This window comes from Sphingobium sp. RS1 (assembly GCF_056156825.1).
Map to the genome: position 1 here is coordinate 160,298 of NZ_JBLZXE010000002.1, position 12,391 is coordinate 172,688.

Annotated in this window: 8 protein-coding genes; 4 read left to right on the forward strand and 4 right to left on the reverse strand. The window is 65.3% G+C overall.

Features of this window, described 5'->3' with window-relative positions; genetic code table 11:
• The first annotated feature begins 51 nt into the window (after positions 1–51).
• Both ACNHGR_RS02445 and ACNHGR_RS02450 read left to right on the forward strand, forming a co-directional pair.
• Positions 52–594: a hypothetical protein gene (locus ACNHGR_RS02445; RefSeq protein WP_475283981.1), complete on the forward strand. Its 543-nt coding sequence runs from the start codon at positions 52–54 to the stop codon at positions 592–594.
• A gap of 23 nt (positions 595–617) precedes the next feature.
• A complete protein-coding gene (locus ACNHGR_RS02450) occupies positions 618–1,076 on the forward strand; it encodes a DUF2846 domain-containing protein (RefSeq protein WP_475283982.1) in 459 nt (152 codons plus the stop codon).
• Between the two features lie 156 nt (positions 1,077–1,232).
• Here the strand turns inward: ACNHGR_RS02450 and ACNHGR_RS02455 are convergent, their stop codons facing one another.
• The 4 genes from ACNHGR_RS02455 to ACNHGR_RS02470 all read right to left on the reverse strand — a co-directional run bounded on the left by ACNHGR_RS02455 (position 1,233) and on the right by ACNHGR_RS02470 (position 8,468).
• Positions 1,233–4,445, reverse strand: a complete 3,213-nt coding sequence (locus tag ACNHGR_RS02455) for an autotransporter outer membrane beta-barrel domain-containing protein (protein WP_475283983.1) — start codon at positions 4,443–4,445, stop codon at positions 1,233–1,235.
• 97 nt (positions 4,446–4,542) lie between these two features.
• Positions 4,543–6,987 (reverse strand): TonB-dependent receptor, encoded by a 2,445-nt coding sequence (locus ACNHGR_RS02460; RefSeq protein ID WP_475283984.1) that lies wholly within the window; start codon positions 6,985–6,987, stop codon positions 4,543–4,545.
• Positions 6,971–7,900, reverse strand: coding sequence for a FecR family protein (locus tag ACNHGR_RS02465; protein WP_475288302.1), 930 nt, complete (start codon positions 7,898–7,900; stop codon positions 6,971–6,973). Before ACNHGR_RS02465 ends, ACNHGR_RS02460 begins: the two co-directional genes overlap by 17 nt.
• 55 nt (positions 7,901–7,955) lie before the next feature.
• A complete protein-coding gene (locus tag ACNHGR_RS02470) occupies positions 7,956–8,468 on the reverse strand; it encodes a sigma-70 family RNA polymerase sigma factor (protein WP_184272554.1) in 513 nt (170 codons plus the stop codon).
• Positions 8,469–8,603: 135 nt separating this feature from the next.
• Here ACNHGR_RS02470 and ACNHGR_RS02475 point away from each other — a divergent pair, with 135 nt between their 5' ends.
• Both ACNHGR_RS02475 and ACNHGR_RS02480 read left to right on the forward strand, forming a co-directional pair.
• Positions 8,604–9,803, forward strand: coding sequence for a serine hydrolase domain-containing protein (locus ACNHGR_RS02475; protein ID WP_475283985.1), 1,200 nt, complete (start codon positions 8,604–8,606; stop codon positions 9,801–9,803).
• Between the two features lie 107 nt (positions 9,804–9,910).
• Positions 9,911–12,379 (forward strand): glycogen/starch/alpha-glucan phosphorylase, encoded by a 2,469-nt coding sequence (locus ACNHGR_RS02480; protein ID WP_475283986.1) that lies wholly within the window; start codon positions 9,911–9,913, stop codon positions 12,377–12,379.
• The last annotated feature ends 12 nt before the right edge of the window (positions 12,380–12,391 follow it).

Consider the following 12,391-nt stretch of genomic DNA (forward strand, 5'->3'; position numbering starts at 1 on the left):
TCTGTTCAGGCCATCGCGAGTCGGGGGACTTGCGGCCTGAACGGGGGGATTATGCTGCGCAAGGGGCTGTGGGCCGTTGCGTTTTTGGGGCTTAGCGCGGGGGCGCAGGCGCAGGTTGCAGGCGAGCCGATCGTGGCGACGCCAGCACCGCCGACAACGGTCGTACCGGCCGGCACCTATGTCGATTTCGAGATATTGGACCCGATCAACTCCAAGCTGTCCAAGCCGGGGGATCGTTTTCGTATTCGCACGACCATCCCGATTGGGGCCAATGGTGCGACCGTGATACCGGCCGGTGCGCTGGGCGAGGGCGAGGTCATCCATGCCGCGCGGGCGCGGGCGGCTGGCAAGGCAGGCGAGCTTATCCTCGCGGCGCGCTTCATCGATCATCAGGGGCAGCGGATTGCGCTGCGCAGCTTCCGCTTTGCGCAGGCAGGCGCCAGCCGGACCGACGAAGCCATATTGGTCGGGTTGGTCGCCGTGCCGGTGGTGCTGTTCATGGCCGGCAGCGATGTGGACGTGCCGGTCGGCGCGCGGGGACAGGCCAAGCTGGTCGCTGACCTGCCGTTCACGCTGCCTGCGACCGGGAACTGAATTTTCAACAGGAGGGCAATGATATGAAGAGCCATATGTTTCTGGCGCTGGTAGCGCTCGGCTGCGCGACATCGGCCGGGGCGCAAGATGCACCGGCCGAACCGGCAGCGACCCCGGCAGCGGCGCCTGCGCCGGCTTCCGATATTCCGGAGGGCAAAGGCAAGATCGTCTTCTTCCGCAAGGGTGGCTTCGTCGGTTCCGCCATTTCCTGCGCCGTGCATGAAAAGGGCGAAAAGCTGACCAGCCTGCCGCCTGGCAAGTTCGCCGTCCTCTATGCCGAACCGGGCATCCACGAATATTCGGTCAAGAGCGAGGCGACGGACACGCTACGGCTGGAGATCGAACCCGGCGAAACCTATTATTCCAAGTGCAACATCCAGATGGGGATTATGGCGGGCCGTCCCAACCTGTCGCCATCGGACAAGGCAGGCTTCGACGCCATGAGCGCGAAGCTGAAGCCGGTCGAGAGCAAGGCGGAATAAACCACCGATAGATCAACAAAAAAGGGGCGCCGCCGGGGGGACCAGCGACGCCCCTCTTTTTATGCCCGGCGCCCTTGGGGAGGGTGTTTTGCCGGAACGGAAGGGACGGACCGGGAGGGTCTGTGGGGTGTGGCCCGTCCTTTCATGCTCAAGACGTCACAGGACGAAATTAACCGTCGCCCTAAATGAGATGGCGACGTGATTTTGTTGTTCCTCCGCACCGAATTCGCCGCCGACGCGGAAGGTGTCGGTGCCGCCATAGAGGCGGGCGCGGCCGGTCCAGCCGTTCGTGCGGTCTTCCGACACCAGGGTGAAACGATCGCCATCCTTGAAGTAAGCGGTCGTGTCGCCCAGCGATCCGCCGACGATCTGGCGACGGCCACCTTCCAGTTCGAGACGGACCCAGCCATCTTCCTTGTTCAGGCTGCCAAAGTCATAGCCGGCGGTGACGGTGCCGTTGGCGGTCAGTTCATCGCTGGTGCGGCCCAGCACGGTCAGGTTGAACGCATCGCCGCCGCCGGTTTCGCTATAGCCGTCCTCCTTGAGCCGGTAATAGTCGATGCCGATCGTCGGACGCAGGCTGAAGCGGCCCATATCCACCTGATAGGCTGCGCCGGCCGTGGCGGACATCAGCGTACCATTCCATTTGCCGTCTGCCGTCCGGGTGACGTCGCCGCTTTCGAAATGGCGGGTACCGTCGAACGTGATGCGGGCGGCCGACAGGCGGGCGAAGCTGAGCAGCGGGCCCCATTGGCCGCGCCAGTGCGCCGCCAGTTCGAACTGGTCGGAATCGACCGCATTGTTCGATCCGCCGCTGTCGCTGCCGTGGATATAGGCGAAGGAGCCACCGAATGCGCCGATGTCGCTGAGATATTCCAGCCCACCGCCGGCACCCCAGCCGGTGATGTCGTAGGAGGCGGTGCTGCCCACGCTCTTGGCGCTGCCGAAGGCGACCTGTTGCAGCCAGAAGCCGAGGCGCCCGTCCTTGGTGCGGTAGATGCCATTGGGATCGGACAGGATGCGGGCGGTGGCGCGCGATCCCGATGTGACGGCTTCGAAGGTGCCGCCGGCATGATCGGGCAGCATCTGGCGCAGGTTGCTGGTCAGGGTCGCGCCATCGGTGACGGCCAGATAGGCGGCGGCGACGTCGGCATCATTGTCCAGCGCGTTGAAGATCGCCGAATAGGCGCTGGCGGTCGAACCGCTCAGGCCCAGTTCCGACACGGTCTTGGCCGCGATCGACAGGGTGACGGTGCCGGCGCTGCTGTCGCCGGCCACGCTGCCCTTGAACATATAGGGCAGCAGGGTGGCGGTGGTGAGCGTGGGCGAACCGCTGAGCGATCCGGCCTTCACGATGACATAGTCGCCGACCGATCCGCTGACCTGGGTCAGGTTGACCTTCACCTGCGATCCGCTGGCGAAGCTGGCGGCGCCGGCCACGTCATAGACGGTGCTGGTGCCGGTTTCTCCATTGATGGTGACACCCAGCGTCGATGTGCCGCTGGCCGAGAGCGAGGCCAGCGCGACCGAGCCGGTGCCGGTGCTGTTGAGCGTGCCGCCGTTCAGGACGACGGCGACATTGCCGCCATTGGCGATCACGCCCGACAGGGATGATGTGCCGCCCAGCGTCAGCGTGCCGGCGCCGCTGCCGAAATCGACGTCGCCGGTGACAGCGGCCGTGTCCGCCAGCGTCAGGCTGTTCGTGCCGGTGCCGAAGGAAACGTCCCCGGTCAGGCTGGACGATCCGGACAGGGCGATGCTGTCATTGCCGGCGCCCAGGCTGACATCGCCGGTGATGAGGCCCGCCGAAACCGTCAACGCATCATTGCCCGATCCCAGTCGGATATCACCGGTGATGCTGGGTGCGGTGGCGGTGGAGGAAGCCGCCGCCTGCGTCAGGGTGATGCCGCTGCTGTTGGCGCTGAGGTCGATCGCGATGTTGGTTGCGCCGCCGGTGGCCGAGATGGCGCCCGTATTGTTGAGGCTGGACACGGTGCCGGAGGAATCGAGGATGGCGATGGCAGTGCCATCCTCGTCGCTGGATGCGGTTGCACCGACCGCGCCGCTGATCTTGATGGTGCCGACCGATGCGCCGCTGTCGATCACGATGCCGCGTGCGGACGTGTTTTCCAGATCCGCGCCGCTGGCGCCGACGGTGCCGCTGATCTCGACCGTGCCGGTCGTGGTGCCGGACCCCAGACGCAGCGCGGTCGCGTTGCTGTCATAGGATACGGCCGCGACCGTGCCGTCGACCAATATGCCCTTGGTGATGGTCACGTCGCCGCCCAGGCCGCCGATGACGAGGCCATTGGCGTCGACACCGTCATAGACGCCATAGCCGGCGATCGTGCCGTTGACGATCAGGCCATAGCCCGAACTGTCGGCCGCGACGGCGCCGATGGTGGTGGCGCTGTCGGCCGCGCCGACCTGCACCGCGGCGGCCGAACCATATGTGACGACCGCGGCGGTGCCTTCGGTGCTGTCGGTCAGGCCGTCATCATCGATGTCGGTATCATCTTCGTCATCATCGTCGCTGGCGGTTGGCGGCACGTCGAAGATGACGCCGCCGGTCACATTGCCGGCGATGACGACGGCGGAGCCGCCTTGCAGCAGATCGTCCGCGTCCAGATCGGACACGTCGCTGGGACGGGTGGTGGTGCGATAGCCGGTGCTGGTGATCGTGCCCTGGATCTTGAGCGCGCCGTCAATATCGCCCAGCAGCGCCGCGCCGATGCTGTTGGCGCCGACTACCGCGGTGGTGCCGCGCAGCGTGACATTGCCGGTCACGTCGTTGGCGAGAACGCCATAGCTGTTGTCGCCGAGCACGCTGATGGTGCCGCTGGTCGACAGGTCGCCCGTCAGCGGACCGTCCAGACGGATGCCGGCCGATTGATTGCCTTCGATCGTGATGGTGCCGCTGTGGGTGATGTCGCCGGTGTGGGCCGCGCCGGACTGGACCCAGATGGCGTTCTTGCCCGTGCCCTTGGCGAAGGCGCCGTCGATATCGCCGTCGCTGTCCGTGTCGGTTGCAGTATAGTCTTCGGTCAGCGTGATGGTGCCGCTGTTGGTGATGGCGCCGCTGGTGCCGGGAGCGACGAGGATGCCGGTGACGTTGTCGGCATCGTTGATCGTGATGGTGCCGGCGTTCGACACGTCATTGTCGCTGTCGATCGTGACGGCGGCGCCGCTGGTCAGTTTGATCGAGCCGGCCGAACTGATGGTGATGTCGTCAGCACCGCCGTTGGCCACGGTGGAGGTCTTGACGGCAGCGGTGGTGGCGGTGCTGATCGTCGTTTCAGCCGCCGCATCGGCCACGGTAAGGGCCGCCAGCACGGGCGCAATGGCCGTGCAGGCCAGTAGATGTCGCATGATGTCTCCTCTGCGTGTCGCGCTGTTTCAAGTGCGCGCGTGCGCATGGGACGTCGCCGGACCGTGGCTTCCGTCAGGCAATGCGATGAACGGATATTCAGAAAGCGAAATCGACGCCGATGCGGACGGTGCGGGGGCGCAGCGGGGTATAATAGTCGGTGCGCAGGTCGAATGGCGTACCGAGCGAGAAGCGATTGCCGTTGCTGTCCAGCAGGTTGGTGAGCGACAGCGAATATTGCACCGGGCCACGGATCAGGCTGGCGGATAGGCTGGTGTCGACATAGTCGCCCTGCGTCTGCCCCAATATCGGCCCGACGCCGAGGCGGGACTTTCCGACATAGCGCGCGGAGCCGGACAGGCTGAACCGTGTGGCGTTGCCGATCGTCCTGCGATAGTCGAAGGCGAGCCGGCCGCCCAGATTGGCGACGTTGGGCAGGCTGAGCGAGCGACCGTCATAGGAGAGCATGCGCACGAAATCGGCGGGCTGGGTCAGGCGGCTGTCATTGTAGATGAAGCTGCCGTCGAGCGTCAGTTGTGGCGTCGGCCGCACGACGATGCGCCCTTCGACCGTGTAGATGCGCCCGTCACCGATATTGGCGGTGGTGGGCAAGCCGATGCGGTCGGTGACGTCGGCCTGGATGTTGCGCCAGTCGGTATAGGCGATGTTGGCACTGGCGGCGAAGATGTCGCGGCCCGGCACGCCCTTGCGCGCGCCGACTTCGACGGTGGAGACGCGGTCATTCTGGAAGCGGCGCACCCGCTGGTCATCGACGGCGAGGCCGCCGGGGCGGAAGCCCTGCTGGAAGCGGGCATAGAGGGTGACATCGGGAATGGCATCGGTCAGCAACGAGGCCGATGGCAGGAAGATCGTCTCGCTGCGGTCGGCCTGCGCCTCCGCCCGCGCCAGTTCGCTATCGGACAGGGCGGCGACCGGATCGAGCGCCTCGCCCGACAGGCGGCTGTTGGTCAGGCGCCCGCCGAAGGTGGCGATCAGCCCCTTGACCGGCTCGAAGGAGGCTTCGCCGAACATGGTGGCCTCCTTCACCGTGTTCCGCACGCCCGTCGCCGGTGCTGCCATGCCCCGGCCATACATGGCGACGCCGGGGATAATGATGGGCTGCACATCGGCCGTGCCGAAGGAGGTGAGCGAGCGATTGAGATCGGACGTGCTCTGGAGATAGGAGGCACCCAATATCCAGCCGAGGCCATTGTCTAGGTCGCGCACCAGCCGGTTTTCGGTCGAGAAAATGTCGACCCGGTTGCGCTGGCGGAACAGGGCGGGCGGGCCGCCGGGCTGGGTCGCGTCGTAGCTTTCCGCCAATATGTGCCGGACATAGCCGGTCGAGGAGACGAAACGCAGACTATCCCACTGCTTCTCGATCCGCAGATTGCCGAGCAGATAGTCGGAATAATAGGGCTGGGCGACAGCGGAGGCGCGTTGCAGCCGGCCGACCGACCGGGTCGCATATTGGGCGTCGTCGCCGTCGATATGCTGGTAGACGCCGTTCAGGTCGATGGTCCAGTCGTCGCTGGGGGCGAAGCGCAGCGCGGCGCGGCCGCCCCAGGTGCGCACCCGGTTGACGTCGTCCTTGCCGCGATTGACGTCGTCGATATAGCCGCCATCCTGCACGCCATAGCCGACGACGCGCAGCGCCAGCTTCTCCGAGACGATGGGAATGTTGAGCGTGGCGGACAGGTCGCCGCCCGGATCGCCATGCTGGGTGGCGGAAAGGCCTGCTGACATCTGCCCGCCATATTCTGCGAGATTGGGCGCATTGGGCATGACGCGGATGATGCCGCCGAGCGATCCGGCGCCGTAAAGCGTGCCCTGCGGGCCTTCCAGCACTTCGACCCGGCCGACGTCATAGAGTTTGAGGTCGGGATCGGGCGCGGCATAGTTCAGGCGCATGTCGCCCAGATACTGACCCGTGGTTGCCTGTGTCGGGCCGGCGACGCCGGAGTCCGCGATGGCGCGGATGAACAGCTTGTTGCGGCCGGCGCCGGCATGGGTGGAACTGAGGCTCGCCACCCGCGCGAGCAATGTGGCGGTGCCGCCCGATGCCTCGGCCGTGGTGAACATATTGCTGTCCAGCGCCTCCACCATGCCGGCATAGCGCGGCAGCGGCGTGTCGCGCTTGGACGCGGTGACGATGATTTCGGCGGGTGGCTGTTCGGCGAGCGGCGCGGCCTGGATGGGCGCGGGGGCAGCCGATGGCGGGGGCGGGGATTTGGCGCGGACGATGCGCCAGCCATTGCTGCCGATCCGCTGCGCCTTTGCGCCGCTGCCCTTGAGCAGGATGCGCAGCGCGACTTCCGCGCTAATCCGGCCCTGAATGGCGGGGGTGCGAAGGCCCGCGAGCGACTGGTCCGACATGCCGATGCTGGCGCCCGTTTGACGGCCGAGCGCTATCGCCGCCTCCCCGAGCCTGCCGGGGGCGATGCTGATATCCTGTCTGTCCGCCCCTAGGGCGGGCGTTGCTGTCGCTGCGGCGATCGCGATTAGGGGCGTGGTGACGATCAGAATGTCAGTTCTGCGGCCCATTTCCCTCCTTCAACAGCCATTCGTCCCCCTGACGAACGGCGGCCAGCCCCAGCAGCGGCGCGGCCTGTGCAAAGAAACGCGCCGGGTCACGATCCAGCCGGAGCGTGCCGGTGAAGCGCATCGCCTGCGCCTGTGGCGTGAAACGGACGGTCAGGCCCAGCGAGCGGGCGGCGTCCTCCGCCACCTGCGTCACGGGCGCGTTGTTGTAGACCAGTTGTCCCTGACGCCAGCTGGCGACGGCCGCGGGCGCGATGTCCATGACGCGCAAGCCCTGCGCATCGTCGGCCAGCGCGCGGCCGGCGGGCAGGGCGATCGCTTCAGCCTGCGGATTGTAGATCACCTTGCCTTCCGACACGCCGATGCGGGTCGCGGCCTTGGTATGCACGATGTTGAAGACGGTGCCGGCATCCTCGAACACGGCGTCGCCCACGGTCACGCGGAAAGGATTGGCTTCGTCGTGGCGCACGGTGAAGGCGGCTTCGCCTGCGTCCAGCGCGGCGAAGCGGGCGTCCTTGCGATCGAAGCGCATGGTGGTGCCGCCATTCAGTTCGACCTTCGTGCCATCGTCCAGCGCGATGACCCGGATTTCGCCGGGGCGGGTTGTGACGCTGTAGATATCGCTGCGATCTGCGACACCGAAAGAGACAGCTGCAACGAGCGCCGCCGCGACCGCGCCGCCGCCGATCCAGCGCAGCGGACGACGCGACCGGACGCCGGGATCGTTCGCGGCGATGGGCATTGTAACGGGTTCGGACGGCACGAAGCTGTCCAACTCGCTGTCTGCCAGCATCAGCGCGTCATAGGCGGATGCATGGGCCGGGTCGGCCTCCAGCCATGCGGTGAAGCCGTCCCAGTCGCTAAATTCCGGGTCGCGGGTTTGGATGACCCAACCCAGCGCCTCCTCGTTGATCATGGCTCCGGCCCTGTTCATTTTTTGCCCCTTGCGAGACGTGACGCCGCCGACCCGCTCATTCCGTATCCATTTTCTGCTTGAGCGACAGCATGGCCCGATAGGCCTTTTGCAGATCCTTCTCCACGGTGGTCAGGCTGACCCCCAGTTCGTCGGCAATGACGCGCTGGCCCACCCCTTCGATCCGGAATCGGCGGAACACCAGTTCGACGCGCGGGCCAAGGTCGCGCAGCACGGCGCGGGCCTCGTTCAACTGTTCGTTCAGGACCATGCGATCATCGACGGCGATATCCTCGCTCGGGTCGGCCATCACGCCGCCCGCGCCCTCCGCCCAATCCTGTTCGCGCCGCTCGCGCCGCGTGGCGGATCGATAGCGGTCCAGCATCAGATTGTTGGCCATGCGATAAAGATAGGGCAGCGGATCGGACACCGGGCCAAGATCCTTGGCCTCCAGCTTCATCCACATATCCTGAAGCAGATCTTCGGCATCGTCGCCCGCGCCGCGCGCGCGCAGGAAGCGCAGCAGAGCGGGGCGGTTGGCCATGAAGATTGCGGAGAGGCCGGTGGCCATGCCTGTCATGCGTCCGTTCATGCTGTTCTGGACGTCGCCATAGAGGGCCGGGCGGGGTCTTGGCAACGTCCAAGCTGTTTACGCGCCTGTCCCGCTGGGTTAGCGGGGGAGGACAGCAGGAATATGGCGGGCGGCATGGTGGACGGAATCGACGGCAAGGCGGCGGTGGCGGCGGGGATGGACCCCGATCGGCTGGGCGCGCTGGTCGAGCATCTCGATCGCACCTATCTGGCCAGCGGCAAGTTGCCGCACATGCAATTGCTGCTGTCGCGCGATGAAGATGTGTTGCTGTCCGTGGTGCGCGGGCAGGCGCGAGCGAGTGGCGAAGCGCTGCAAGCCGACGCGCTCTATCGCATCGCGTCGATGACCAAGCCGATCACATCGGTCGCCTTCATGATGCTGGTGGAGGCGGGCAAGGTCATGCTGGATACGCCGGTCACGGATATCATCCCCGAATTTGCCGACCTGCGCGTGGGGCAGGCCAATCGGGCCAAGCTCAAAAGACCGATGCTGATGATCGACCTGCTGCGCCATACGTCGGGCCTGACCTATGGCTTGCAGCGGCAGACGCCGATCGACGTGCGCTATCGCAAGCTGGGGCTGGACGAGTTTCAGCAGAAGCGTACGTCCGACCAGTTCATCGCCGATCTCGCCACCCTGCCGCTGGAATTTTCGCCGGGCGAGCAGTGGAATTATTCGGTGTCGACCGACGTGCTGGGCGTGGTGGTGGAGCGGCTGAGCGGGCTGGACCTGGAGGCGTTCTTCCGCACTCATATCCTCGATCCGCTGGGCATGGTGGACACGACCTTCATCCTGCCGGACGAGAAGGCGCATCGCATGACCGATGCCTGGCGGCTGGATGAGGGCGGCGGGATCAGCGTCGCCGATATCGGTGCGCGCAGCGGATGGCGGCGGACCGGGCGTTTTCTGTCGGGCGGCGGCGGGCTGGTATCCTCGGTGGCGGACTATCATCGCTTCGCCCGCATGCTGCTGCGCGGCGGGGAAGTGGATGGCGTACGGCTGCTGACGCCGGAGACGGTGTCGCAGATGCGTAGCAACCAGCTGCCGGGCGGCGGCGACCTGTCCAGCATGTCGAGCGCGATGTTCAGCGAGGCCGACTATCAGGGCGTCGGCTTCGGGCTGGGCTTTGCCATGGGGATGGAAAGTCAGGAATATTATTGGGGCGGCGTCTTTTCGACCTATTTCTGGATCGACCCGGTCGAGCGGCTGATCGGCCTGTTCATGACCCAGCATCTGCCGTCCAGCACCTATCCGGTACGCGCCGAACTGCGCGCGGGCGTGGCGGGTGCTATCGTCACGCGACGCCCGCGCTGAACGGATCGAATTGCGGCGCGGCAAGTTATTGTTGCACCGCAAAAATGGCATGGCGTGGGACAAGACGCTGTGCCATCATCGCGGTGACTCATCAGGGGGATCAGGCGATGAATCTCAAGGGCCAGACGAAGCTTCCCAAGCCCGCGCCGCGGCAGGTGGACCCGGACGTCCTGGCCCACGAGATTGTCGAGCGGCTGACCTATCGCATCGGCAAGAATGCGGTGGCGGCCAAGCCCCATGACTGGCTGCATGCGGTGATCCTGGCCATTCGCGACCGGGTGATCGACGCCTGGATCACTTCCACCCAGAAAACCTATGAGGAAGAAGGGCGGCGGGTCTATTACCTGTCCCTTGAATTCCTGATCGGCCGGCTGATGCGCGATGCCGCGTCCAACATGGAAATGCTGGACGACATGCAGGCGGCGCTCGCCTCGCTCGGCGTCGACATCGACATCATCGCCGCGCTGGAGCCGGATGCGGCTTTGGGCAATGGCGGGCTTGGCCGTCTGGCCGCCTGCTTCATGGAAAGCATGGCGACGGTCGATGTGCCCGCCTATGGCTATGGCATTCGTTACGTCAACGGCATGTTCCGGCAGGAAATCAGCGACGGCTGGCAGGTGGAACTGCCCGAAAACTGGCTTGCGCACGGCAACCCATGGGAGTTCGAGCGGCGCGAGGCGAGTTACGAGATCGGCTTTGGCGGGCGCGTCGACCCGGCCGAGGGCGAGGATGCCGGGCCGCACCAGATGCAGTGGCGGCCGAGCGAGCGGGTGATCGCCACCCCCTATGACACGCCGATCGCGGGCTGGCGCGGCAAGCGGGTCAATACGCTACGCCTGTGGGAAGCGCAGCCGATCGACCCGATCCTGCTCGACAAGTTCAATGCCGGCGACCATCTGGGCGCGCTGTCCGAAAGCAACCGGGCCGAAGCGCTGACGCGGGTGCTCTATCCTGCGGACTCTTCGCCCGCCGGGCAGGAATTGCGGTTGCGGCAGGAATATTTCTTCTCCTCCGCATCATTGCAGGACATTGTGCGCCGGCACATCCAATATTTCGGCGATGTGAAGACCCTGCCGGACAAGGCGGCGATCCAGCTCAACGATACCCATCCGGCGGTGTCGGTGGCTGAATTGATGCGCATCTTGCTGGACGACCATGGCGTCGATTTCGGCGAGGCGTGGGACATTACCCGCCGGACGTTCAGCTACACCAATCACACGCTGCTGCCCGAAGCGCTGGAAAGCTGGCCGGTGCCGCTGTTCGAGCGGCTGCTGCCCCGGCATATGCAGATCGTCTATGCGATCAACAGCAAGCTGCTGGGCGAAGCGCGCAAATCCGGCCAGTTCGATAATGGCGCGATCGGCACGATTTCCCTGATCGACGAGGGCGGCGAGCGGCGGGTGCGGATGGGTAACCTCGCCTTTGCCGGATCGCACAGCGTCAATGGCGTGTCGGCGCTGCACACCGACCTGATGAAGGTCACGGTCTTTGCCGACCTGCACAAGCTGTACCCGGCGCGGATCAACAACAAGACCAATGGCGTCACCTTCCGCCGCTGGCTGATGCAGTGCAATCCGGGGCTGACGGGCCTGATCCGCGAGGCTATCGGTGACCGGTTCCTGGACGACGCCGAAGCGCTGCGCGACCTGGATGCCTTCGCCGACGACAGTGCGTTCCAGGAGAAGTTTCTGGCGGTCAAGCGCGCCAACAAGGTGGAACTGGCGAACCTGCTGCGCAAGCGGGTCAATGCCCGGATCGACCCGGCGGCCTTGTTCGATATCCAGATCAAGCGCATCCATGAATATAAAAGACAGTTGCTCAATATCGTGGAGGCTGTGTCGCTCTACGACCAGATCCGGTCGCACCCGGAAAAGAATTGGGTGCCGCGCGTGAAGCTGTTCGGCGGCAAGGCCGCGCCCAGCTATCATAATGCCAAGCTCATCATCAAACTGGCGGGCGACGTCGCGCGCGCGGTCAATCATGATCCGGCGGTGCAGGGGCTGCTGAAGTTGCAATTCGTGCCCAATTACAATGTGTCCATGGCGGAGGTGATGATCCCCGCCGCCGACCTGTCCGAACAGATTTCGACGGCCGGCATGGAAGCGTCGGGCACCGGCAACATGAAGTTCGCGGTCAATGGTGCGCTGACCATCGGCACGCTGGATGGCGCCAATGTCGAAATGCGCGACCATCTGGGGGATGATAATATCGTCATCTTTGGCCTGACCGCGCAGGAAGTGAATGATCGGCGGGCGCAGGGCTATGTGCCGCGCGACGTGATTGGCCAGAGCCGCGAACTGGGACAGGCGCTCGATGCCATCGCCAGCGGTGTCTTTTCCCCCGACGATCCCGATCGCTACAAGGGGCTGGTGCAGGGCATATACGACCATGACTGGTTCATGGTCGCGGCGGATTTCGACAGCTATTCCGCCGCGCAGCGCCGCGTCGATGCGCTCTGGTCGGATCAGGCGCTCTGGGCGAAGAAGGCGATCCACAATGTCGCGCGCATGGGATGGTTCTCGTCCGACCGGACGATCCGCGAATATGCGGCAGACATCTGGAAGATCGCGCCATGACCGGGATCAGGG